18 protein-coding genes are annotated in these 23,171 nt (G+C 69.2%); 7 read left to right on the top strand and 11 right to left on the bottom strand.

The features are described 5' to 3' along the window. Positions 1-21: 21 nt before the first annotated feature. Together RAB70_RS06470 and RAB70_RS06465 are read left to right on the top strand one after the other, a co-directional pair. A complete protein-coding gene (locus RAB70_RS06470) occupies positions 22-798 on the top strand; it encodes a DeoR family transcriptional regulator (RefSeq protein WP_026143390.1) in 777 nt (258 codons plus the stop codon). Beyond that, positions 795-1,919 carry an N-acetylglucosamine-6-phosphate deacetylase gene (locus tag RAB70_RS06465; RefSeq protein WP_148828674.1) on the top strand — a complete coding sequence of 375 codons (1,125 nt, stop codon included), beginning with the start codon at positions 795-797 and terminating at the stop codon, positions 1,917-1,919. Before RAB70_RS06470 ends, RAB70_RS06465 begins: the two co-directional genes overlap by 4 nt. A 393-nt stretch (positions 1,920-2,312) precedes the next feature. Here the strand turns inward: RAB70_RS06465 and RAB70_RS06460 are convergent, their stop codons facing one another. The 4 genes from RAB70_RS06460 to RAB70_RS06445 all read right to left on the bottom strand — a co-directional run bounded on the left by RAB70_RS06460 (position 2,313) and on the right by RAB70_RS06445 (position 6,054). Further along, complete coding sequence (locus RAB70_RS06460) at positions 2,313-2,837, bottom strand: hypothetical protein (RefSeq protein ID WP_017912389.1); 525 nt, start codon at positions 2,835-2,837, stop codon at positions 2,313-2,315. A 47-nt stretch (positions 2,838-2,884) separates the two neighbouring features. Beyond that, positions 2,885-3,178 (bottom strand): LysM peptidoglycan-binding domain-containing protein, encoded by a 294-nt coding sequence (locus RAB70_RS06455; protein ID WP_017911040.1) that lies wholly within the window; start codon positions 3,176-3,178, stop codon positions 2,885-2,887. 371 nt (positions 3,179-3,549) lie between these two features. Next, positions 3,550-4,368 (bottom strand): NADPH-dependent 7-cyano-7-deazaguanine reductase QueF, encoded by an 819-nt coding sequence (gene queF / locus RAB70_RS06450; RefSeq protein ID WP_017911041.1) that lies wholly within the window; start codon positions 4,366-4,368, stop codon positions 3,550-3,552. A 381-nt stretch (positions 4,369-4,749) separates the two neighbouring features. Next, the gene (locus RAB70_RS06445; protein ID WP_148828675.1) at positions 4,750-6,054 is read right to left on the bottom strand and encodes a M20 family metallopeptidase; all 1,305 of its coding nucleotides are present in this window, start codon (positions 6,052-6,054) and stop codon (positions 4,750-4,752) included. 286 nt (positions 6,055-6,340) lie between these two features. Between RAB70_RS06445 and RAB70_RS06440 the strand changes: the two genes are divergently transcribed. From RAB70_RS06440 to RAB70_RS06430, 3 genes are all read left to right on the top strand, one after another. After that, positions 6,341-7,579, top strand: a complete 1,239-nt coding sequence (locus tag RAB70_RS06440; protein WP_017912391.1) for an efflux RND transporter periplasmic adaptor subunit — start codon at positions 6,341-6,343, stop codon at positions 7,577-7,579. 197 nt (positions 7,580-7,776) lie between these two features. Further along, entirely contained in the window at positions 7,777-11,010 is a 3,234-nt protein-coding gene (locus RAB70_RS06435; protein WP_148828676.1) for an efflux RND transporter permease subunit, read from the top strand. Between the two features lie 148 nt (positions 11,011-11,158). Further along, positions 11,159-14,326 (top strand): efflux RND transporter permease subunit, encoded by a 3,168-nt coding sequence (locus RAB70_RS06430; protein WP_148828677.1) that lies wholly within the window; start codon positions 11,159-11,161, stop codon positions 14,324-14,326. An 87-nt stretch (positions 14,327-14,413) separates the two neighbouring features. Here RAB70_RS06430 and RAB70_RS06425 read toward each other — a convergent pair whose 3' ends face one another. Next, positions 14,414-15,106 (bottom strand): lectin, encoded by a 693-nt coding sequence (locus tag RAB70_RS06425; RefSeq protein WP_225851615.1) that lies wholly within the window; start codon positions 15,104-15,106, stop codon positions 14,414-14,416. Positions 15,107-15,332: 226 nt separating this feature from the next. Between RAB70_RS06425 and RAB70_RS06420 the strand changes: the two genes are divergently transcribed. Then, positions 15,333-15,839, top strand: coding sequence for a hypothetical protein (locus RAB70_RS06420; RefSeq protein WP_017916823.1), 507 nt, complete (start codon positions 15,333-15,335; stop codon positions 15,837-15,839). Positions 15,840-15,912: 73 nt separating this feature from the next. On the opposite strand, the gene hmgA is transcribed toward RAB70_RS06420, so the two are convergent. The 3 genes from hmgA to hppD all read right to left on the bottom strand — a co-directional run bounded on the left by hmgA (position 15,913) and on the right by hppD (position 18,856). Next, positions 15,913-17,211: a homogentisate 1,2-dioxygenase gene (hmgA, locus tag RAB70_RS06415; protein WP_148828678.1), complete on the bottom strand. Its 1,299-nt coding sequence runs from the start codon at positions 17,209-17,211 to the stop codon at positions 15,913-15,915. A gap of 18 nt (positions 17,212-17,229) precedes the next feature. Continuing rightward, entirely contained in the window at positions 17,230-17,622 is a 393-nt protein-coding gene (locus RAB70_RS06410) for an endonuclease domain-containing protein (RefSeq protein WP_148830344.1), read from the bottom strand. A gap of 166 nt (positions 17,623-17,788) precedes the next feature. Then, on the bottom strand, positions 17,789-18,856 hold the full coding sequence (gene hppD / locus RAB70_RS06405; RefSeq protein ID WP_087963682.1) for a 4-hydroxyphenylpyruvate dioxygenase: 1,068 nt from the start codon (positions 18,854-18,856) through the stop codon (positions 17,789-17,791). 182 nt (positions 18,857-19,038) lie between these two features. Between hppD and RAB70_RS06400 the strand changes: the two genes are divergently transcribed. Further along, a complete protein-coding gene (locus RAB70_RS06400; RefSeq protein ID WP_010341302.1) occupies positions 19,039-19,521 on the top strand; it encodes a MarR family winged helix-turn-helix transcriptional regulator in 483 nt (160 codons plus the stop codon). A 144-nt stretch (positions 19,522-19,665) separates the two neighbouring features. Here the strand turns inward: RAB70_RS06400 and RAB70_RS06395 are convergent, their stop codons facing one another. From RAB70_RS06395 to RAB70_RS06385, 3 genes are all read right to left on the bottom strand, one after another. Beyond that, complete coding sequence (locus tag RAB70_RS06395) at positions 19,666-20,268, bottom strand: thioredoxin family protein (RefSeq protein WP_017911302.1); 603 nt, start codon at positions 20,266-20,268, stop codon at positions 19,666-19,668. Between the two features lie 15 nt (positions 20,269-20,283). Continuing rightward, positions 20,284-21,807, bottom strand: a complete 1,524-nt coding sequence (locus RAB70_RS06390) for a peptide MFS transporter (RefSeq protein WP_148829840.1) — start codon at positions 21,805-21,807, stop codon at positions 20,284-20,286. Between the two features lie 294 nt (positions 21,808-22,101). Next, on the bottom strand, positions 22,102-23,013 hold the full coding sequence (locus RAB70_RS06385; RefSeq protein ID WP_148829839.1) for a tryptophan 2,3-dioxygenase: 912 nt from the start codon (positions 23,011-23,013) through the stop codon (positions 22,102-22,104). Positions 23,014-23,171 lie beyond the last annotated feature (158 nt).

The raw sequence follows: 23,171 nt of genomic DNA, 5'->3' as shown, positions 1-23,171 counted from the left end.
CCCGCGAATCCGAGAATGGCCATGCGCAACACCCGCTCCCGCCGCCAGCAGATCCTGCAGTCGCTGCTCGAACATGGCACGGTGCAGGTTGCCGATCTGGTCGAACGCTTCGACGTGTCGGCGGTGACCATTCGCGCCGATCTCAACCATTTCGAGGCGCAGGGCCTGGCCACCCGCACCCACGGCGGCGCCACGCTGGTGCGCACGCCGCCGCAGGAGCAGGACATCCACGAAAAGGACGCGCTGAACCTGCCACTGAAAGAATCGATCGGCGCCTGCGCCGCGCGCATGGTGCAGCCCGGCGCCAACATCATCATCGACTCCGGTTCGACCACGATGACCCTGGCCCGGCACCTGCGCGCGCACCGCGACGTCACGGTGATGACCAACGGCCTCAACATCGCCTGGGAACTGGCCAACGCACCCGGCATCAACGTGCTGCTCACCGGCGGCCAACTGCGCCAGCAGTCTCTGTCGCTGCAGGGCAGCCAGGCCGAGGCCAGCCTCAACGCCTACGGCTTCGACACGCTGTTCCTGGGCGTGGACGGCCTGGACCTGCAGTTCGGCCTGACCACCCACGACGAGGCCGAAGCGCGGCTCAACCACCGCATGGTCGAGCGCGCGCGGCGCATCGTGGTGCTGACCGACGCCTCCAAGTTCGGCCGGGTCAGCCTGCACCGCATCGCCCGCCTGGACCAGATCCACGCCATCATCACCGACGCCGGCATCGACGAGGCCACCCGCGAGGGGCTGCAGCGGCTGGGCATCGAGGTGATCGTCGCCGAGCCCGCGCCATGACCGATACGCGTTCCCTGCATGGCCGCCTGCTCACCCCGCTGGGCTGGCGTCGCGGCCACGTCCACTTCGACACCCACGTGCGCCGGCTGCAGGTGGACGACCACAGTGGCGGCGACGATCCGCAATTGCCGCTGATCCTGCCGGGCTTCGTCGACCTGCACGTGCACGGCGCCGCCGGCGTGGACCTGATGCAGGGCGGCGACGCGGCGCGGCGCATCGCCCGCGCCCACCTGCGCTTCGGCACCACCACCCTGCTGGCGACCACCATGACCGCCGGCGTCGAGGAGATCGCGCACGCACTGCGCGGCGTCGCCGCGGCCATGGCCGCGCCCGATGCCGACGCCGCCTGCATCGCCGGCGTGCACCTGGAAGGCCCCTTCATCAGCTCGCAGCGGCTGGGCGCGCAACCCGACCGCACGATCGAGGCCAGCCTCGCCCAGGTCCAGCAGTGGCAGGCGCTGGCGCCGATCCGGGTGCTGACCCTGGCGCCGGAGATCGGTGCGCACACCGCGCTGATTCCGGCGCTGACCGCGCTGGGTATCCGCGTGCAGCTCGGCCACAGCGCCGGCAGCTACGAGGACGGCGTGGCGGCGCTGCAGGCCGGCGCGGCCGGCTTCACCCACCTGTTCAACGGCATGACCGGCGTGGACCACTACCGCCCCGGCATCGCCGCCGCGGCGCTGGCGCATGCGCAGTACGCCGAACTCATTCCCGACCTGCAGCATGTGCATCCCGGCGTGATTCGCCTTGCCGCGCGTGCGATCCCGCGCCTGTACGCGGTGACCGACGCCACCGCCGCCACCGGCATGCCCGACGGCGAATACGCACTGGGCGAGCAGCGCGTGCACAAGTGCGGCGGCTGCGTGCGCCTGGCCAGCGGCTCGCTGGCCGGCAGCGCACTGACCATGGACCAGGCGTTGCGCAACCTGGTGCAGGCGGGCCTGGAGCTGGCCGACGCCGCACAGCGCGTTTCCACCTTCCCGGCCGACTACCTGAGCCTCGGCGACCGCGGCCGCATCGCCCCCGACGCCTGCGCCGACCTGGTGGTGCTGGACAGCGACCTGCGCCTGCGCCAGGTGGTGGTGGGTGGGCGCATGCTGGATCTGCACGCGCATCACTGATCGCCGTGCGCGGCTGCGCGGTGCTGGCCAGCGGTGGTGCACGCAGAAGCCGCCGAGTGGACCGCAAGGCATCGTCCAGGACGTGGGTCGGGATGGAAGGGCGCCGCTGATCCGCCGGATGCAGCTTGCGCCTCCGTGGCAGGAGCGGCGTCAGCCGCGACGGGCGTACCCCGCTAAGGCCGGTGTCGCGGCCGAAGCCGCTCCTATGACGGGTTTCCGGGCGATGGGAGTGTCCTGAAGTCCCCCCACACCTTCTTCCTCCAGCGCATCGGCAGTGCTGTCGGAGCATCGGGCCACGCATAAAAAAGGCGCAGCCTCACGGCTGCGCCAGCGTGTCGCACGTGCCGGGAGAGAGGCGGCGCGTGCGACCCGTGATCGGGCCTCAGCCCTGGATCACTTCACCTCGAACGTCTGCGGCGTGCCCGCCGCCTGGCCGTTCACGGTGACCTCGGCCTTGTACTGGCCAGCCGGCCAGCCCTTGGGATTGGTGAACTCGAAGTTGGTGGTGTCGGCACCGCTGGTATTGAGCGTCTCGGTGCGCTCGCCGGCGGTTTGGCCGTCCTGGAACACCAGCTTGGCGCCGACGTTGGCGTTGGTCGCCGAGCCCTCGGTCTTCACCGAAACGATGATCTTGTCCTTGCTGGCGAGCGTGGTCATCGGCGCGACGGACTTGTCCGCGGCGGCCGTGTTGCCGACAGCGACGGCGGCCACGTTCACCGCATTGGCGCCTGCGGCGGCCGGCGCCGGCTGCTCCGCCGGGGCTGCGGCCGGACCCGGCATCTGCTCGGTCGGCGCGGACGAGGTGGGATCGGGCGACACGGTCTGTTGCTGCTCCTGCTTCTTGCAGCCGGCCAGCGCCAACGCGCCGACCAGGGCGATCATCAGGGGCGAAAACGCGGAGATCGAGCGGGTCTTCATCGGTGGGGACTCCTGTCGGAATAACGAAAGGTGGTGGTGGCGACGCCTCAGGCGCCGGCCGGCAGCTTGAGGGTCTGGCCGGGATAGATCTTGTCGGGGTCGGCCAGCACGTCGCGGTTGGCCTCGAAGATGCGCGTCCAGGCGTTGCCGTCGCCGTAATGCAGCTTGGCGATCTTGGACAACGAATCGCCAGGCTTGACTACGTACACCTGCTGCACCTGCTCGGCGGTGCTGTCGACCTTGCTCTGCACGGCGGAAAAATCCGCCTTCTGTACGACGTCGGCGGTGGTGTCCACCTTGGCGGTGACCGCCGAGAAATCGGCGCGCTTGTCGCTGTTCATCGCGTGGCTTCCTGCGTGATGGGACGCTGCCACGGTGTCACAGGATTTGTTAAAAAAGGATCGCGCGGCCGTGAACCGCGCGGCTGCGGTTCAGGCGCGCCGCGCGCATTGCAACGCGGCGAAATGTGTCGCTCGCACGCTCGGGACCGTGCATGCCAGCGGGACCGCGGGCACTCGCCACCATCGCCATGTGGGCGCATCGTCCAGGCGACGACTGCGCGAACCCCGGCCTGCCGCAGAGAAGCTGACGACAGCGTTCCCCGCAGGGCGCTTCTTGTGGGAGGGACTTCAGTCCCGACTGCAGCACGCTCGGCCGCGTCGATGATGTCGCGCGTCCCGGCGGATAGTGCAATCGCAGTGTCAGCGCTGGCCTACTGACGCAGATCGCGCAGGAAGCTCAGCGGTTCGGCCACGTCCGCGGTGGCGCGCCAGGGATTGATGTCCAGCCCGCCGCGGCGGGTGTAGCGCGCCTCCACCTGCAGCGACTGCGGCCGGCAGCGGGTCATCAGATCGTGGAAGATGCGCTCCACGCACTGCTCGTGGAAGCCGGCGTGCTCGCGGAAACTGATCAGGTAGCGCAGCAGGCCTTCGCGGTCGATGCGGCCGCCGCGATAGCGCAGGTGCAGCGAGGCCCAGTCCGGCTGGCCGGTGACCGGGCAGTTGGACTTGAGCAATTCGCTGGTCAGGGTTTCCTCGACCACGTCGCCGTCGGCAGCGGACAGGAAGTCCGGACGCGGCGGACCGTAGCAGTCGATGGCGATGTCCAGCGCATCGAGCGACTCGCCCTCGCCCAGCGTGTCCATCGGCGGCAGGCCGAATTCCATCGCCACGTCGGCGCCGGCGCGCGCCGACAGGTCGGTGACGATGCAACTGCGCAGCGCTTCGGCGCTGTTGAAGCGCATCGCGTTGAGCGAGTTGAGATAGAGCTTGAGCGATTTGGATTCGATCAGGTTGGGCGAGGCGCACGGCACGTGCAGGGTCGCGGTGGCGACACAGGGCTTGCCCTGCGCATCGAGCCAGCTCAGTTCGTAGGCGTGCCAGCGGTCCACGCCGAAGAACGGCAGCGCCGCGGGGTCGAGACCGATCTCGGTGCGCGCCGCAGCGCGCGGGATGGGAAACAGCAGCGCGGGATCGTACTGCGACGGGTAGGCGACCTCGCGGCCGAGACTGGAATCCTGGGGGGTGTTCATGCCGTGCAGTGTAGCGGGCGCGTTCTGGCTGGGAGGTGTATGGGGCGGGGATTCGGGATTCGGGATTCGGGATTGGCAAAAGCAAAATCTGGCTCACTGGATCGACGTGCGTGCGTCGATGCGAGGCGTTGCACGTCGCGACCGAGGTCGCTTCCACAAAGGCTCACCGCGAGCCCGCCGGATGCACTGTGGGAGGGACTTCAGTCCCGACGCATTGCGCCATCGGCAAGCGCGCCACTCGCGCCTCGCGCCTGCATGACGGTTGACTCCCCGGGGACGATCGAGCGCCGCTCCAACGGATATGCGATGGGGCAGCACCGATGACGATTCCCTAAGCCGCCGCACCCACGCGCTTGCGAATCCCCAATCCCGACTCCCCAATCACTGCTTCAAATAATCCAGCGTCACCTGCAGCATCGCGCGCAGGCCGACGTCCAGGGCGGTCTCGTCGAGCAGGAACTGAGGCGAGTGATTGCTGGGCGCAGTCGCCGGGTCGATGCCGGGGCCGGTGGCGCCGACGAAGAAGAACATCGAGGGCACCTGCTGCGCGTAGAACGAGAAATCCTCCGCACCCATCTGCAGCGGCGGTTCGTAGACGTTGCCGGCGCCGACCACCGCCTGCAGGCTGGGCAGCATGCGCGCAGTCAGCGCCGGGTCGTTGACCGTGGCCGGGTTGCCGTCCTGGTCGGGCACGTGCGCCTCGGCCTTGGCGCCGTGCGCGGCGGCGGTGTGCTCGGCCACGGTCTTGAGGTCGGCGAAGATCTGCTGGCGCATGCCCTCGTCGAAGGTGCGGATGGTGCCGACCATCTCCACGTCGTCGGGAATGATGTTGTAGCGGATGCCGCCCTTGATCGCGCCGAAGCTGAGCACCGCCGGCTGCTTGGACAGGTTGGCGCGGCGGCTGATCACCGTCTGCGCCGCGCCGATCAGGTCGGCGCTGGTCACGATCGGGTCGATGCCGTTCCACGGCGCCGAGCCGTGGGTCTGGCGGCCGATCACCTTGATACTGAAACGGTCCGAGGCGGCCATCAGCGGGCCGCCGCGCACCGCGATCTTGCCGGCCTGGACGCTGGAGAACACGTGCAGGCCGAACATCGCCTGCGGCTTGAAGTCGCGGAACAGGCCTTCCTTGAGCATCAGCGAGGCGCCGCCCTCCTCGTTGCCCGGGGCGCCCTCCTCCGACGGCTGGAACACCAGCATGACCTCGCCCGGCAGCTGCGCGCGCATCGCCACCAGCGCCTCGGCGACGCCGAGCAGGATCGCGGTGTGCGCGTCGTGGCCACAGGCGTGCATCACCCCCACGGTCTCGCCGCGGTACTCGCTGGTGGCCTTGGAGGCGAACGGCAGGCCGGTCTGCTCGGTCACCGGCAGCGCGTCCATGTCCGCGCGCAGGGCGATCTTCGGCCCGGGCAGCGCGCCTTTGACGATGGCCACCACGCCATGATGGGCGATGCCGGTCTGCGGCTTCAGGCCCAGCGCGCGCAGCCGCTCGGCGACCTTGGCGGCGGTGCGCTCCTCGCGGTTGGACAGCTCCGGGTGCTGGTGGAAGTCGCGCCGCCACTCCACCACCTTGGCCTGCAGCCTGGTCGCGGCGGCCGTCACCTCCGGGCGCTCGGCGCTCTGCGCCCAGGCCAGGGCGGGGACGGCGAACAGCATCGCGGACAGCAGGCGGGACAGGCGCGGCATGGCAGGGCTCCAGATCGGGACGCAACGGGCGTTCAGTCACTGTAGTGCATCGGCCGCCGGCGATGGGCGGCCACGGATCCCGTTGCGGACAAAAAACCCTTGCGAATCCGTGTCAACCGATGCGCCGCCTGCGCGTTGCGAGAGCGGACGACCGGCCTTGCCCGCCCGCGGGGTCTGTCCCTTCAGTCATGGTCCAATCGCAACGCGCCGGCGATATGCTTTCTCGCTCGTCACCAGCCACTGCGGGAGGGCCCTCCACCCCGCCTCGCCACAGGAGTTTCCCCGGATGTCGCGTTTCTGGAAGATTGCGCTGCTGATCCTCGCAGCGGTGGCCGTGGTGGTGGTGGGCATGCGCGTCATGCGCGGCGGACATCACAAGGGCGGCGGCCCCGGTGACGGCATGGGCGACGACAGCGACAACACGCCGGTCCCGGTGACGGTCGTCGCCGCCACCCACCAGGCGGTGCCGATCTACGCCACCGCCACCGGCACGGTGACCGCGCTGAGCACCGTCACCGTCAGCCCGCAGGTCGGCGGCCAGCTGATGAGCCTGAACTTCCGCGAAGGCCAGGAAGTGAAGAAGGGCGAGCTGCTGGCGCAGATCGACCCGCGCTCGCTGCAGGCCAGCTACGACCAGGCCGCGGCGAGCAAGCGCCAGAACCAGGCGCTGCTGGCCACCGCGCGTTCCACCTTCCAGCGCTCCGACTCGCCGGCCTACCGCCAGTACGTGGCCAAGACCGACCTGGACACCCAGCGCAACCAGGTGGCGCAGTACGAAGCGGCGGTCGCCGCCAACGACGCGCAGATGCGTGCGGCGCAGGTGCAGTTGCAGTACACCCGCATCCTCGCCCCCAGCGACGGCATCGCCGGCATCCGCGGCGTGGACGTGGGCAACATCGTCAGCACCAGCAGCACCATCGTCACCATCACCCAGGTGCACCCGATCTACGTGACCTTCAACCTGCCGGAGATCCAGCTGCAGGACGTGCGCCAGGCGCAGGCGGCGGCGCCGCTGCCGGTGACCGCGCTGGACCGCACCGATGCGCATCCGATCGCCAGCGACGGCCAGGTCGACGTGATCGACAACCAGATCAGCGCCGACACCGGCACCTTCAAGGTCCGCGCGGTGTTCCCGAACGACGACCGCGCGCTGTGGCCGGGCCAGTTCGTCAACGTGCGCCTGACCCTGCGCACCGTGGCCGACGGCGTGGTGGTGCCGACCCAGGCGGTGCAGCGCGGGCCCAACGGCGACTACGTGTACGTGGTGCAGGCCGACAATACGGTCAAGATGCAGACGGTGAAGCAGGGCGCGGAAGTGGGCGACAGCCACGTGCAGCTGACCGAAGGCCTGAAGGCCGGTGAGCGGGTGGTCACCGAAGGCCAGTTCCGGCTCAAGCCCGGCACCAAGGTGAACGCGCTGAAGCCGGGCGAAGCGCCGCCGGAGCCGACCGAGGCCGAACTGAAGGCGGCCGAGGGCAAGCAGCAGCAGCGCGGCGGCGGACGCCGCGGCGGCGGGCCGCGCTGAGCGTGCCGCGCACGCGGCGCGCGGCGGCAACGGCCCTGCCGCGCCTGCGTGGCGGGCGTCGGCCGGATCGCGCGCAGGCGGCGGCGTTCCCGCCCTGCGTCGCGATCGTGGCGCAAGGCCGCGGCCCCCGCTGATTCCGCCGTCTTTCCCGGCGCCGGCCTGGCCGCGCCGGACTCTCACCAGCAAGGATCTTCCCCGTGGGCTTTTCGACGATCTTCATCCGCCGCCCGATCGCCACCACCTTGCTGATGGCAGGCGTGCTGCTGCTCGGCATCCTCGGCTACCGGCAGCTGCCGGTGTCGGCGCTGCCGGAAATCGACGCGCCCAGCCTGGTGGTGACCACGCAGTATCCCGGCGCCAACGCCAGCACCATGGCCTCGCTGGTGACCACGCCGCTGGAGCGCCAGCTCGGGCAGATCTCCGGGCTGCAGATGATGACCTCCGACTCGTCGGCCGGTCTGTCCACGATCGTGCTGCAGTTCGCGATGGACCGCGACATCGACATCGCCGCGCAGGACGTGCAGGCGGCGATCCGCCAGTCCACCCTGCCCTCCTCGCTGCCCTACCAGCCGGTCTACAACCGGGTGAACCCGGCCGACGCGGCGATCCTCACCCTCAAGCTCAGCTCCGACACGCTGCCGCTGCGCGAGGTCAACAACTACGCCGACTCGATCCTGGCCCAGCGTCTGTCGCAGGTGCCGGGCGTGGGCCTGGTGTCGATCGCCGGCAACGTGCGCCCGGCGGTGCGCATCCAGGTCAATCCGGCGCAACTGTCGAACATGGGCCTGACCCTGGAGGCGCTGCGCAGCGCGCTGACCCAGACCAACGTCAACGCGCCGAAGGGCTCGCTCAACGGCAAGACCCAGTCCTACAGCATCGGCACCAACGACCAGCTGTCCAGCGCCGCCGAGTACCGCGACACCGTGATCAGCTACCGCAACGGCGCGCCGGTGCGGCTGTCGGACGTGGCCAAGGTGGTGGACGGGGTGGAGAACGACCAGCTCGCCGCCTGGGCCGACGGCAAGCCGGCGGTGCTGCTGGAAGTGCGCCGCCAGCCCGGCGCCAACATCGTGCAGACGGTGGAGCAGATCCGCGCGATCCTGCCGCAGCTGCAGGGCGTGCTGCCGGCCGGCGTGCACCTGGACGTGTTCTCCGACCGCACCGAGACCATTCGCGCCTCGGTGCACGAGGTCAAGTTCACCCTGATCCTGACCATCGGCCTGGTGGTGGCGGTGATCTTCGTGTTCCTGCGCCGGCTGTGGGCCACGGTGATCCCGTCGGTGGCGGTGCCGCTGTCGCTGGCCGGCACCTTCGCGGTGATGGCCTTCGCCGGCATGTCGCTGGACAACCTGTCGCTGATGGCGCTGGTGGTGGCCACCGGCTTCGTGGTCGACGATGCGATCGTGATGATCGAGAACATCGTGCGCTACATCGAACAGGGCAAGAGCGGCCGCGAGGCCGCGGAGATCGGCGCGCGCCAGATCGGCTTCACCGTGCTGTCGCTGACCGTGTCGCTGGTGGCGGTGTTCCTGCCGCTGATCCTGATGCCCGGCGTCACCGGCCGCCTGTTCCACGAGTTCGCCTGGGTGCTGAGCATCGCGGTGGTGATCTCGATGCTGGTGTCGCTGACGCTGACGCCGATGATGTGCGCCTACCTGCTCAAGCCCGACGCACTGCCCGAGGGCGAGGACGCGCACGAGCGCACCGCGGCGGCCGGCAAGACCACGCTGTGGTCGCGCACCGTCGGCGTGTACGAGCGCAGCCTGGACTGGGTGCTGGGCCACCAGAAACTGACCCTGCTGGTGGCGCTGGCGACGATGGTGCTGACCGTGCTGCTGTACGTGGTGATCCCCAAGGGTCTGCTGCCCGAGCAGGACACCGGGCTGATCACCGGCGTGGTCCAGGCCGACCAGAACGTGGCGTTCCCGCAGATGGAGCAGCGCACCCAGGCGGTGGCCGAGGCGCTGCGGCGCGACCCGGCGGTGACCGGCGTGGCCGCCTTCATCGGCGCCGGCTCGATGAACCCGACGCTCAACCAGGGCCAGCTCAGCATCGTGCTGAAGCCGCGCAGCGATCGCGACAGCCTGGAAGACCTGCTGCCGCGGCTGCAGAAGGCGGTGGCCGGGCTGCCCGGCGTCGCCCTGTACCTGAAGCCGGTGCAGGACGTGACCCTGGATACCCGCGTGGCCGCCACCGAGTACCAGTACTCGCTCTCGGACGTGGACAGCACCGAGCTGGCCACCCAGGCCACGCGCCTGACCGAGGCGCTGCGCAAGCGCCCGGAACTGGCCGACGTGGACAACAACCTGGCCAACCAGGGCCGTGCGCTGGAACTGCACGTGGACCGCGAGAAGGCCAGCACCCTCGGCGTGCCGATGCAGACCATCGACGACACGCTGTACGACGCCTTCGGCCAGCGCCAGATCTCCACCATCTTCACCCAGCTCAATCAGTACCGCGTGGTGCTGGAAGTGGCGCCGGAGTTCCGTACCAGCACCGCACTGCTCAACCAGTTGGCGGTGGCCAGCAACGGCAGCGGCGCGCTGACCGCCAGCAACGCCACCAGTTTCGGCCAGACCACCTCCAGCAACTCCTCCACCGCCACCGGCATCGGCGCGCAGAACACCGGCATCACCGTCGGCAGCGGCGGCACCGTGCCGCTGGCGGCGGTGGCCGAGGCCAAGCAGTCGACCACGCCGCTGGTGGTCAGCCACCAGCAGCAGCTGCCGGCGGTCACCGTGTCGTTCAACCTGGCGCAGGGCTATTCGCTGTCGCAGGCGGTGGCGGCGATCGAGGAAACCCGCGCGCAGCTGCAGCTGCCGCCGCAGCTGCATGCCGAGTTCATCGGCAAGGCCGCCGAGTTCACCGGCAGCCAGACCGACGTGGTGTGGCTGCTGCTGGCCTCGGTGGTGCTGATCTACATCGTGCTGGGCGTGCTCTACGAGAGCTACATCCACCCGCTGACGATCATCTCCACGCTGCCGCCGGCCGGCGTCGGCGCGCTGCTGGCGCTGATGCTGTGCGGGCTGAGCCTGTCGGTGGACGGCATCGTCGGCATCGTGCTGCTGATCGGCATCGTCAAGAAGAACGCGATCATGATGATCGACTTCGCGATCGACGCGCGCCGCGAGGGCGCCAACGCCCACGACGCGATCCGCCGCGCCTGCCTGCTGCGGTTCCGCCCGATCATGATGACCACCGCCGCGGCGATGCTGGGCGCACTGCCGCTGGCGCTGGGCGACGGCATCGGCTCGGAACTGCGCCGCCCGCTGGGCATCTCCATCGTCGGCGGCCTGCTGCTGTCGCAGCTGGTCACCCTGTACACCACGCCGGTGATCTACCTGTACATGGAACGCGCTTCCGAGCGCGTGCGCACCTGGCGTGAGCGGCGTGCGGCGCGGCACGCGACGGCGGCGGAGGGAAGGGCGTGAGGGGCCGGGAATCGGGAATGGGGAATCGGGAATCGGAAAGCGCCGAGTCCGCGCGCTGCCGACTCGTTCACTCCATGCCGGATCCTCGAAAGACTGACACCGGGCGCGTACTGCGATTCCCGATTCCCCATTCCCCATTCCCGGCCCCATGAACATCTCCGCGCCCTTCATCCGCCGTCCCATCGGCACCGCGCTGCTGGCCATCGGCCTGTTCGTGATCGGCATGATGTGCTACCTGCGCCTGGGCGTGGCGGCGCTGCCGAACATCTCGATCCCGGTGATCTTCGTGCAGGCCAGCCAGGCCGGCGCCGATGCCTCGACCATGGCCGCCACGGTCACCGCGCCGCTGGAGCGGCACCTGGGCCAGGTGCCCGGCATCGACACCATGCGCTCCTCCAGCTCGGAGGGGAACAGCCAGGTGTTCATGGTGTTCCAGAGCAGCCGCAACATCGATTCGGCGGCGCAGGACGTGCAGACCGCGATCAACGCCGCGCAGGCCGACCTGCCCTCCGGCCTGGCCACGCCGCGCTACCAGAAGGCCAATCCCAACGACGACCCGGTCATCGCCATCGCCCTGACCTCGGACACGCAGTCGGCCGACGAGCTGTACAACGTCGCCGATTCGCTGCTGGCGCAGCGCCTGCGCCAGATCACCGGCGTGGCCTCGGTGGACATCGGCGGCGCCTCCACCCCGGCGGTGCGGGTGGACGTGAACCTGCGCGCGCTCAACGCCATGGGCCTGACCCCGGACGACCTGCGCAACGCGGTGCGCGCGGCCAACGTCACCTCGCCCACCGGCTTCCTCAGCGACGGCGCCACCACCACCGCCATCGTCGCCAACGACGCGGTGGCCAAGGCCGCCGACTTCGGCCAGGTGGTGATCAGCCAGCAACAGGGCCGCGCGGTGCGCCTGCGCGACATCGCCAACGTCTACGACGGCCAGCAGGACGCCTACCAGGCGGCCTGGTTCGGCGGCAAGCCGGCGGTGGTGATGTATGTGTTCACCCGCGCCGGCGCCAACATCGTGGAGACGGTGGACCGGGTCAAGGCCGAGATCCCGATGCTGCGCACCTACCTGCAGCCGGGCACGAAGATGACGGCGTACTTCGACCGCACGCCGACCATCCGCGCCTCGCTCAACGAGGTGCAGGCCACACTGATGATCAGCCTGGCGATGGTGGTGCTGACCATGGCGCTGTTCCTGCGCCGGCTGGCGCCCACGCTGATCGCCGCAGCCACCGTGCCGCTGTCGTTGGCCGGCGCGGCGCTGGCGATGTACGTCATGGGCTTCACCCTCAACAACCTGAGCCTGCTGGCGCTGGTGATCGCGATCGGCTTCGTCGTCGACGATGCGATCGTGGTCATCGAGAACATCATGCGCCACCTCGACGAGGGCATGTCGCGGCTGGACGCGGCGCTGGCCGGCGCGCGCGAGATCGGCTTCACCATCGTCTCGATCACCGCCTCGCTGGTGGCGGTGTTCATTCCGATCCTGTTCGCCAGCGGCATGATCGGGGTGTTCTTCCGCGAGTTCACCGTCACCCTGGTCGCGGCGATCTGCGTCTCGGCGGTGGTCTCGCTGACGCTGACCCCGGCGCTGTGCAGCCGCTTCCTGTCCGCGCACGCCGAGCCGGAGCAACCCGGCCGCTTCGGCGCCTGGCTGGAGCGCATGCACGATCGCATGCTGCGCGTGTACACCGTGGCCCTGGACTTCTCGCTGCGCCACGCTCTGTTGCTGGCGCTGACCCCGCTGCTGCTGATCGCGGCCACGGTGTTCCTGGCCGGCGCGGTCAAGAAGGGCTCGTTCCCGGCGCAGGACACCGGCCTGATCTGGGGCCGCGCCACCTCCAGCGCCACCGTGTCCTTCGCCGACATGCTCACCCGCCAGCGCCGCATCACCGACATGCTGATGTCCGACCCGGCGGTGAAGATCGTCGGCGCGCGCCTGGGCAGCAGCCGCCAGGGTTCCAGCGCCAGCTTCAACATCGAGCTCAAGCGCCGCGACGAAGGCCGCACCGATACCACCGCGCAGGTGCTGGCGCGGCTCAGCGCCAAGGCCGACCGCTACCCCGACCTGCAGCTGCGCCTGCGCGCGATCCAGGATCTGCCCAGCGACGGCGGCGGCGGCACCAGCCAGGGCGCGCAGTACCGCGTCTCGCTGCAGGGCAACGACAACGCGCAGTTGCAGGAGTGGCTGCCCAAGCTGCAGGCCGCCCTGAAGCAGAACCCCAAGCTGCGCGACGTCGGCACCGATGTGGACAACGCCGGCCTGCGCCAGAACATCGTCATCGACCGCGCCCTGGCCGCGCGCCTGGGCGTGTCGATCGGCGCCATCGACGGCGCGCTGTACGGCGCGTTCGGCCAGCGCCAGATCTCCACCATCTACTCCGACCTCAACCAGTACAGCGTGGTGGTCAACGCGCTGCCGGACCAGACCGCCACGCCGGCGGCGCTGAACCGCATCTACGTGCCCACCCGCAACGGCACGATGATCCCGCTGACCGCGGTGGCGCGTCAGGTGCCGGGGCTGGCGCCGTCGCAGATCACGCACATGAACCAGTACACGACCATGGACCTGAGCTACAACCTGGCGCCAGGCGTGAGCACCGGCGAGGGCGATGCGATCATCGCCGCCACCGTGGCCGGGCTGCGCATGCCCGGCGATATCCGCATCGCCGACGGCGGCGGCTTCGGCGTGCAGCTGCAGCCGAACTCGATGCTGGTGCTGGTGCTGGCCGCGATCGTGGTGGTCTACATCGTGCTGGGCATGCTCTACGAGAGCCTGGTGCACCCGGTGACCATTCTCTCCACCCTGCCGGCCGCCGGCATGGGCGCGCTGCTGGCGCTGTGGGTCACCGGCACCGAGCTGTCGGTGATCTCGATGATCGCGCTGGTGCTGCTGATCGGCATCGTCAAGAAGAACGCGATCATGATGATCGACTTCGCCCTGGTCGCCGAGCGCGAGCACGGCAAGACCCCGCTGGAGGCCGCGCGCGAAGCCTGCATCGTGCGCTTCCGCCCGATCATGATGACCACGATGGTGGCGATCCTGGCCGCGGTGCCGCTGGCGGTGGGCCTGGGCGAAGGCTCGGAGCTGCGCCGCCCGCTCGGCATCGCGATGATCGGCGGCCTGCTGATCTCGCAGAGCCTGACCCTGCTCAGCACCCCGGCCCTGTACGTGATCTTCTCCTGCCTGCGCGAACGCTGGTACGCCCGACGCGAGCGCCGGCGCGAGCGCCGGCTGGGAATGGAGAATCGGGAATCGGGAATGGGGAAAAGCGAAAAGCCAAGGAGCGTTCATGCACCACGTGGGTGACATTGACATAGGCGGGCCGAGTTCCCGCCATCACTCGACCCGCACGCCTTTCCGATTCCCCACTCCCGATTCCCTATTCCCGGCTTCTCAGCCACACCCCTCCACATAATCCACCTGCGGCGGCAGGCCCACGCGCCAGGCGACGGCCTTGCCGGCTGCGTCGGTCTCGAACACCAGCACGCCAGGCTGGCCGGACTCGCCGCGCACGCGCAGCATCTTGGCGCCTTCGACGTACTTGTGCGGCTGCTCTTCCACGCGACCGGCGTACAGCGCGCGCAGTTGCGCCAGGTCCATGCCGACCTTGCCGCCGCCGGGCGCGGTCTCCTTGGGGGTGCGCACGTCGTAGCGCACCAACTTGTCGCCTTCGATCATCAGGCCGAACCGGTTGTTGCCCTTGGCCCAGCGCGGACGCAGCACGTAGCAGCTGCTGCCGGCGCTGGGCTGGCCGTCGAGCTCGCCGCCCCAGGCGGCGCGTGCCTGCGCCGCCGGCATGCCCAGGCGCAGGTCGCCATAGCCATCGATGCGGGCCAGTTGCCGGTCGTCCGCGGCCAGTTCCGGCGGCAGCGCCGAGGCCGGCGCCTGTGCCGGCGGCACGTCGCTATCGGGCTGGTCGATGTCCGGCGGCGGCAAGGCGCCGTCGTCGGCGGTGGCGGGTGCCGCGGTCGGCGCCTGCGCCGGCGCAGACGGTGCGGGAGGCGCGGCCGGCGGCGCGGGCGGCTGCCGGTCGCAGGCGGCGAGCGCGAGCAGCAACACCGCCACGCCTGGTTGAATCGGCTTCATCGCACTTCCTCACTGGACCAGCGCATAGGCTAGCGTGCATGCCCTCGCCCTGCACGGCAGCGGCGACCCACTGCCAGGCATGCGCGGCCGAGCACCGCGTCCCGGACCAGGCGTTCGACCACGTCGACGGCGTGCCGCTTGCCGGCACCGACACGCCGACGCATCGCCCCTGTCATCGGCATTTCACCGCGCTGCGCCACGCTGCGCGCCTACCGACCCCGCCGCCATGCACCCGCGCAAGACCGCCCTCGCCCTTGCGGCACTGCAATCGCACGATGCGCCGCTGGACATGCGCCAGCGACGCGTGCTGATCCTGGCCGACGGCCAGCGCAGCGTCGAGGAACTGACCACGCTGGGCGGCCGCGGCGCCGATGCGATCGTGCAGGGGCTGCTGGAGCAGGGCTACCTGGACGATGGGCGCGGCGTCGCCGCCGCAACGGTGGCCGCGAGCGCGCCACCACCACCGGCCGACCCGCGTCGCGCCCTGCTCAATGCACGCATGTATCTGCTGGACCTGCTGCAACTGCAGCGGCATCCGGCCTCGCCTGCCCTGCAGCTGCAGTTGCGCGCCGCGCGCGAGGAGCAGGACACCCTGCGCGCGATCGCGCTGGCGCTGCGCACCATGCCGGAGATGACCTCCGAGCGCTACGCGCAGCGCATCCGCGAGCGCGTGTTGGAGATCCTGCCGGCATCGCTGCACGGCGCGCTGGCGACCGCGGCGGAGGCCGCCTGACGGGCAGCGCCGCCGTGCGTCGCAGCGGCAGCCCCGGCAGCAGCCTGAGCGGCGCGGCCGCGCCGGCGCCCGCTCAGGGCGCGCGGAAGTGCCGGCGCAGGCCCTGCCAGCACTGCTGGTAGTCGCGCTGGCGATGCGCGGCGTCCAGCGCCTGTGCGGTCGGGCGCAGCACCGCACGCGTCTCGAACATGAAGGCCATGGTGTCGGCGATGACGTCCGGCCGCGACAGGTCGGCCTGCGAGGCCTTGTCGAAGGTGGCCGCGTCCGGGCCATGCCCACTCATGCAGTTGTGCAGCGACGCGCCGCCCGGGGCGAAGCCGTCGGCCTTGGCATCGTAGACGCCGTGCACCAGGCCCATGAACTCGCTGGCCACGTTGCGGTGGAACCACGGCGGCCGGAAGGTGTGCTGCGCCACCAACCAGCGCGGCGGGAAGATCGCGAAATCCATATTGGCGGTGCCGGGCGTGTCGCTGGGCGCGGTCAGCACGGTGAAGATGCTGGGATCGGGATGGTCGAAACTGATCGAGCCGATGGTGTTGAAGCGGCGCAGGTCGTACTTGTACGGCGCGTAGTTGCCGTGCCAGGCGACCACGTCCAGCGGCGAATGCCCGATCGGCGCGCGCCACAGATGGCCCTGGAACTTGGCGATCAGTGCGAAGTCGCCCTCGTCTTCCTCGTAGGCGGCGACCGGCGTGAGGAAATCGCGTGGGTTGGCCAGGCCGTTGGCGCCGATCGGCCCCAGGTCGGGCAGCCGCAGCAGGCCGCCGAAGTTCTCGCACACGTAGCCGCGCGCGGGGCCGTCGGGCAGTTCCACGCGGAAGCGCACGCCGCGCGGGATCACCGCGATTTCCTGCGGCGCCACTTCCAGCGTGCCCAGTTCGGTGCACAGGCGCAGTTGCCCGAGCTGCGGGACCAACAGCAGTTCCGCATCGGCGTTGTAGAAGAACCGGCCCTGCATCGACGCGTTGGCCGCATACAGATGCACCGCCACGCCATGCTGCGCCTCGGCCGAGCCATTGCCCGCCATGGTGTACAGGCCGTCGACGAAGTCCACCCGCGTCTCCGGCAGCGGCAACGGGCTCCAGCGCAACTGGTCCGGCGGCACCGGACCGCGCTGGAAGTCGTTGTGGAACGCGCCGGCACGGTCGTAGGCGACGAAGCCGCCGTGCATCACCGCCGGCCGAATGCGATACAGCCAGCTGCGCCGGTTGGCGCCGCGCGGCGCGGTGAACGCGGTGCCCGACAACTGCTCGGCGTACAGGCCGTGGGCCACGCGCTGCGGCGAGTTCTGCCCGACCGGCAACGCGCCGGGCACCGCCTCGGTGGCGAATTCGTTGCCGAAGCCGGACATGTAGCGATGATGGTCATGCATATGCTTGAGCCTTGGATATCAAGCCCCTCTCCCACCGGGAGAGGGGTTGGGGTGAGGGTACGGCGACCCAGTGGCGTCGCAAATCACCTGGATCACGGCATCGATCGAAAGCAGTACGTCATTGTTCCAGAAGCGCACGACCCGCCAGCCTTGCGATGCCAGCCAACGCGTTCTTGTGGCATCGCATGGTTCGGTATGTTGCGCGCCGTCGATTTCGACAATCAGCTTTGCCGCCACACAACAGAAATCTGCGACATACGGTGGGATCGGGTACTGACGCCGGAACTTGGCACCTTGCAACTGTCCGCTTCTCAGATAACGCCATAGTGCGCGCTCGGCATCGGTCATGGTGCGACGTAGGTGGCGTGCGTGTGCCAGTGTCGATGTGGGTAGTGGCGGTTTGATCGTCATGACCCCACCGTACCCTCACCCCAACCCCTCTCCCGGTGGGAGAGGGGCTACACCGGCTGTCGGAAGTCTCCGCGATGCGCCGTCAGGACCTGACCTGGCCGCGCGCGTCCACTCGCGTCGAGCATCCGCTGTCTGCCAGCCTCCGCGCGCCGCCCGCGTTCCGCCCTCAGAGCACGCCGCGCTTCATCTGGTCGCGCTCGATGCTCTCGAACAGCGCCTGGAAGTTGCCTTCGCCGAAGCCCTCGTTGCCCTTGCGCTGGATGATCTCGAAGAAGATCGGGCCGATGCAGTTCTGGGTGAAGATCTGCAGCAGCTTGCGCTGCTTGGTCTCCAGGTCGGCGTCGATCAGGATCTTGTTGCGCGCCAGCCGCGCCACGTCCTCGCCGTGATTGGGGATGCGCTGGTCGATCACCTCGAAATAGGTGTCCGGCGTGTCCAGGAACTCGACACCGGCCGCGCGCATGCGCTCGACGGTCTCGTAGATGTCGTCGGTGAAGCAGGCGATGTGCTGGATGCCTTCGCCGCGGTAGGCGTCCAGGTACTCGTTGATCTGGCTCTTCGGATCGGACGATTCGTTGAGCGGGATGCGCACCACGCCGTCCGGCGCGGTCATCGCCTTGGAAACCAGCCCGGTCTTGGCGCCCTTGATGTCGAAGTAGCGGATCTCGCGGAAGTTGAACAGGCGCTCGTAGTAGTCCGACCAGCGCTGCATATTGCCGAAGTACAGGTTGTGGGTCAGGTGGTCGATGAAGGTCAGGCCGAAACCGGCCGGATGCTGCTCGGCACCGGGCACCGGCTCGAACTCGGTGTACACCGAGCCCTTCTCGCCGTACTGGTCGACCAGATACAGCATGCAGTCGCCGATGCCCTTGACCACCGGTGCCGGCACCGCGCGGGTGTCGGCCTTGTCGGCGATCGCTTCGCCGCCGTTCTCCAGCACCTTGGCGAACACGTCGTCGGCCGGGTGCCGGAAGCGGATCGCGAAGCCGCAGGCGCAGGGACCATGTGCGGCCGCGAAGTCGGCGGCGAAGGAATCCGGTTCCTCGTTGACCAGGAAGTTGACCCCGCCCTGGCGGTACACGGTGATCGCGCGCTGGCGATGGCGCAGCACCGCGGTGAAGCCCATGCTGCGGAAATACGCGTGCAACTGCTCGCCCTGCCCGGCCGGCGCGGCGAATTCCACGAACTCGAAACCGTCGATGCCCATCGGGTTCTCGAAGGTGGTGACCTGCATGCCGAGGTTGGTCGGCTGCGACGGATGCTGCGCTTGTGCATTCATGACGCGTCTCCTGGAGGGGGGAGTCGCGGCGGCCGGGCCGAAATTTCGGATGCGGACGGGCGCCAGACTCGCGAGAATGGACCGTAGTATCCTCCGTTATAGTTACAAGTGAAACCACCAGCAAGGTGCAATGCAGCATGACGATCGCCACGCCCGCTCCCACGCCCGACTCGCCCTCCCTGGATCTGGAACGGTTCCTGCCGTACCGGATCAGCGTGCTGTCCAACCGCATCAGCAGCAACATCGCCCGCGTCTACGGCGAGCGCTACGGCATGGCGGTGACCGAGTGGCGGGTGATGGCGGTGCTGGCGCTGTATCCGGGGCTGTCGGCCGGCGAGGTCTCCGAGCGCACCGCGATGGACAAGGTGGCGGTGAGTCGGGCGGTGGCGCGGCAGCTGGAGCGTGGCTTCATCCAGCGCGAGACCCACGGCGACGACCGCCGCCGCTCGGTGCTGCACCTGACCGCGGCCGGGGTGGAGGTGTACCAGGTGGTGGCGCCGATGGTGCTGGAATGCGAGCGGCGCCTGCTGGCGCCCTTCAGCGAGGACGAGCAGCGCCTGCTGAACCGGCTGATCGACCGCCTGGCGGCCGAGGGCCTGCCGAGCATGACCGGGCGCTGAGGCGCCGGAGCCCGTGACACCGGGGCCTCGAACACCGCAGGAGCGGCTTCAGCCGCGACCGCGCTTCCCTGGAATGCCCGGTCGCGGCTGATCCCACAAAAGGGGACAAGACCCGCTCCTACGAGAACTGCGCTTCGCGACCGCTCAGGCCTTCGGCGGCGCCCATTCCTTGAGGAAGTCCGAGAACTTCCTGCGATCGTAGTCCTTGCCCTTCTGCAGGTCGGCGAGCACCTGCGAGTGCAGCAGCTTGCCGTCGGCGTCGAGCACCAGCAGGTGCGGGAAATCGACGATCTTCGGGTACTGCGCCATGAACGCCTCGTTCTTGTTGGCGTCGCTGACGTTGACCTTGACCCAGACGAAGTTGGCGTCGCGGAAGCTGCGCAGCTCCGCATCGCCCTCGATGAAGGTGTCCAGGGTGTGGCACCAGTCGCACGCCTCGTTGCCCACGTCGAGCAGGATGCGCTTGCCGCCGCGCTTGGCCTCGACCATGGCGGTGTCCAGGTCGTCGGCCGGATTGCGCTGCGGATCGAACTGCGCGCCCAGGGCCTTGGCCGCGGCCACGTCGGCGGCGGCCGGGGTATTGCCCGAGGCCACCGGCTGGTTGGGGTCGGCCACCGGCGGTTTCTGCACCGAGGTGTCCAGCGGCTTGGCCGGCGCCTGCGCGTCGGGCGGCGCCGCGGTCTGCCCGCACGCGCTCAGCGCCAGCATCGCCGCCAGGGCAGCGCAGATCGTCTTGTTCATCGCCATTGCGTCGTCCTCAGGTTACTTCACACCGTGCATCAGCTTGCTGATCAGCGGCGCGATCAGGAACAGCACCACGCCGGCGCCCAGCAGCGCCCAGAAGCCGAAGGTATACCCGCCCAGCGCGGACGACACGGTCATGCCGCCTTCGCCGCTGACATGGCTGGCGAAGATGCCGGACAGGTTGTTGCCGATGCCGGTGGACAGGAACCAGCCGCCCATGCCGAAGCCGACCAGCCGCACCGGCGCCAGCTTGGTCACCATCGACAGCCCGATCGGCGACAGGCACAGCTCGCCCACCGACTGGATGACGTAGACCATGAACAGGGTCCAGAACGGGATCTTGCCGGCGTCGTTGACCAAGCTCGACAGCGCGAACATCAGCAGCAGGAAGGCCAGGCCGTTGAACGCCAGGCCGAGCGCGAACTTGCGCGAGATCGACGGATTGAAGCGGCCGGCCTTGACCCAGATCCAGGCGATGACCGGCGCCAGGGTGATGATCGCCAGCGAGTTGACCGACTGGAACCACGCGGTCGGGAAGGTCCAGTCGCCGAACTGGCGGTTGACGATCTCGTCGGCGAGGAAGGTGAAGGAACTGCCGGCCTGCTCGAAGAACATCCAGAACAGCACGTTGAAGGCGAAGATGATCAGCATCGCGATGACCTTGTCGCGCGCCACCTTGCCGTTGCGGATGCCTTCCACCAGCAACATGATCGCCAGGGCCACGAACATGGTGCTGAGGATCCACTGCAGCACTTCGGCGCCGGCGGCCAGCGCCAGGTACACCGCCGGGACCGCCACCAGCATGCCCAACAGCACGTAGACCACGCGCATGCCGCCGGCACCGCCCGGCAACGGCGCACCGATGCCCTTGAGCTGGCGGCGGCCGAACCAGAACCACACCAGGCTGATCAGCATGCCGATGCCCGAGGCGATGAACACCATCTTGTAGGACGGCATCGCTTCGGTGCCGAACACCTTCTCGGCCAGCTGCTGGGTCAGCCACGGCGCGATCATCGCGCCCAGGTTGATGCCCATGTAGAAGATGGTGAAGCCGCTGTCGCGGCGCGGATCGGCGGCGCTGTACAGCTTGCCGACCATGGTCGAGATGTTGGGTTTGAACAGGCCGTTGCCGACCACCACGGTGGCCAGGCCCAGTTCGAAGACCTGCGGGTTGGGCACGGAGATCAGGAACAGGCCGGTGGACATGACCGCCGCACCGACCAGGATCGAGCGCTGGTAGCCGAGCACCCGGTCGGCGATGTAGCCGCCGAAGATCGCCGCCGCGTACACCAGTGCCAGGTAGGCGCCGTAGGTGGCGCTGGCCGAGGCCTGGCCCGAACCCTGGCCGCCATGGAACTGCGCCACGATGTACAGCACCAGCGCCCAGCGAATGCCGTAGAACGCGAAGCGCTCCCAGAACTCGGTCATGAACAGCATCCACAGCGGACGCGGATGCCCCAGCAGGGTCTTGAATTCGGGCGGTTGCGCTGACGGCGGCTGCGGTGAGGCGGGGTGGTTCGACGCGACGACGTCAACGCTCATGCGGTGTTCCCTTGCGTATTCAGGATGGGCTGGGGCGGTGCGTCCGGCCAGGCCGGGCAACGGGCGAGGATCACCGAGCGACGGCGTGGCGTCAAATGCGTGGTGGGGACGGGACTCGGGGCCCGGGGCCCGGGACCCGGAAAGGCGGGCTCTCGAAGACCAGGGATTCCGGGCGAGAAGGCGATGTGCGCATGCGCTACGCCCGGGTCCACGCGGCACGCCCCACGGAAAGACCAACGCCTCCGACCACGACGCAGCGCAGCAAGGCCGAGCGGCGCCTGCCAGCGCGCTCCACTACGGCGCTTGCGACGCCCCATCCGGGACCCGGGTCCCGAGTCCCGGGTCCCGGCTTTCCAGCCCCACCGACGTCCGCACCTCGAACAGCTCCGGAAAGAAGGTCAGCGCCAGCGCCTGTTGCAGGAAGCCGACGCCGCTGGAACCGCCGGTGCCGCGCTTGAAGCCAATCACCCGCATCACCGTGCGCATGTGGCGGAAGCGCCACAACTGGAACTGGGTCTCCAGGTCCACTAGGTCCTCGCACAGCGCGTACTCGCGCCAGTAGCGGTCGGTGTTCTCGTAGATGCGCTCGAACACCGGGCGCAGCAGCGGGTCGCTGACGTGCGGCTGGCGCCAGTCGCGGACGTGGTACGGCGCCGGCACCGCGTGGCCGAAGCGGGCCAGGTAGCGCAGGAACTCCTCGTACAGGCTGGGCGCCTCCAGCACCGCCTGCAGCGCCGCCTGGCCCTGCGGGTCGTGGTCGAACACCGGCAGCATCTGCGCGTTCTTGTTGCCGAGCATGAATTCGATGGTGCGGTACTGCAGCGACTGGAAGCCGGAGGACGGACCCAGCACGTCGCGGAAGCCCATGTACTCGGACGGGGTCAGGGTCTCCAGCACCGACCACTGCTCGGTCAGCAGGCGCAGCACCTGCTTGCTGCGCGCCAGCACCTTGCGGCACTGCCACACCTGGTCGCGCTGCAGGTGCGCGATCGCCGCGCCCAGCTCGTGCGCCAGCAGCTTCAGCCACAGCTCGGAGGTCTGGTGCTGGACGATGAACAGCAGTTCGTCGTGGTGCGGCGGGTTCGACAGCGGCTGCTGCGCCGACAGCAGCCGGTCCAGGCGCAGATAGCCGCCGTAGGTCAGGCGGCCTTCCAGGTCGGTGTGGATGCCGGCTTCGAGCGGGCGCTGGTTCTGTTCGACGGGCATGGGCGGCGTGGGCGTTCCGGGCCGGCAAGGGTACCGCAGCGACGAATGTCACACATTCGTCAGCACCGGCTGACAAACTCCGGCACAATCGTCGGCGGCGCCTGGGGGGTGCCGTCAAGTCATATGCGTTAGTCCACGTCTTCAAGGATTGGGGAGAT

It is taken from the genome of Xanthomonas sontii (genome assembly GCF_040529055.1).
Classification (GTDB): domain Bacteria; phylum Pseudomonadota; class Gammaproteobacteria; order Xanthomonadales; family Xanthomonadaceae; genus Xanthomonas_A; species Xanthomonas_A sontii.
The sequence above is the reverse complement of the archived record's forward strand: the minus strand, read 5'-3'. Positions and strand labels throughout refer to the sequence as shown.

Excerpts from the sequence above, each read along its gene's own strand:
- RAB70_RS06400 (WP_010341302.1), top strand. The coding sequence starts at position 19,039 with ATGACGATCGCCACGCCCGCTCCCACGCCCGACTCGCCCTCCCTGGAT.
- RAB70_RS06420 (WP_017916823.1), top strand. The coding sequence starts at position 15,333 with ATGCACCCGCGCAAGACCGCCCTCGCCCTTGCGGCACTGCAATCGCAC.
- RAB70_RS06390 (WP_148829840.1), bottom strand. The coding sequence starts at position 21,807 with ATGAGCGTTGACGTCGTCGCGTCGAACCACCCCGCCTCACCGCAGCCG.
- RAB70_RS06440 (WP_017912391.1), top strand. The coding sequence starts at position 6,341 with ATGTCGCGTTTCTGGAAGATTGCGCTGCTGATCCTCGCAGCGGTGGCC.
- queF (WP_017911041.1), bottom strand. The coding sequence starts at position 4,368 with ATGAACACCCCCCAGGATTCCAGTCTCGGCCGCGAGGTCGCCTACCCG.
- hppD (WP_087963682.1), bottom strand. The coding sequence starts at position 18,856 with ATGCAGGTCACCACCTTCGAGAACCCGATGGGCATCGACGGTTTCGAG.
- hmgA (WP_148828678.1), bottom strand. The coding sequence starts at position 17,211 with ATGCATGACCATCATCGCTACATGTCCGGCTTCGGCAACGAATTCGCC.
- RAB70_RS06455 (WP_017911040.1), bottom strand. The coding sequence starts at position 3,178 with ATGAACAGCGACAAGCGCGCCGATTTCTCGGCGGTCACCGCCAAGGTG.
- RAB70_RS06465 (WP_148828674.1), top strand. The coding sequence starts at position 795 with ATGACCGATACGCGTTCCCTGCATGGCCGCCTGCTCACCCCGCTGGGC.
- RAB70_RS06470 (WP_026143390.1), top strand. The coding sequence starts at position 22 with ATGCGCAACACCCGCTCCCGCCGCCAGCAGATCCTGCAGTCGCTGCTC.
- RAB70_RS06430 (WP_148828677.1), top strand. The coding sequence starts at position 11,159 with ATGAACATCTCCGCGCCCTTCATCCGCCGTCCCATCGGCACCGCGCTG.
- RAB70_RS06410 (WP_148830344.1), bottom strand. The coding sequence starts at position 17,622 with ATGACGATCAAACCGCCACTACCCACATCGACACTGGCACACGCACGC.
- RAB70_RS06395 (WP_017911302.1), bottom strand. The coding sequence starts at position 20,268 with ATGGCGATGAACAAGACGATCTGCGCTGCCCTGGCGGCGATGCTGGCG.
- RAB70_RS06460 (WP_017912389.1), bottom strand. The coding sequence starts at position 2,837 with ATGAAGACCCGCTCGATCTCCGCGTTTTCGCCCCTGATGATCGCCCTG.
- RAB70_RS06445 (WP_148828675.1), bottom strand. The coding sequence starts at position 6,054 with ATGCCGCGCCTGTCCCGCCTGCTGTCCGCGATGCTGTTCGCCGTCCCC.
- RAB70_RS06385 (WP_148829839.1), bottom strand. The coding sequence starts at position 23,013 with ATGCCCGTCGAACAGAACCAGCGCCCGCTCGAAGCCGGCATCCACACC.
- RAB70_RS06425 (WP_225851615.1), bottom strand. The coding sequence starts at position 15,106 with ATGAAGCCGATTCAACCAGGCGTGGCGGTGTTGCTGCTCGCGCTCGCC.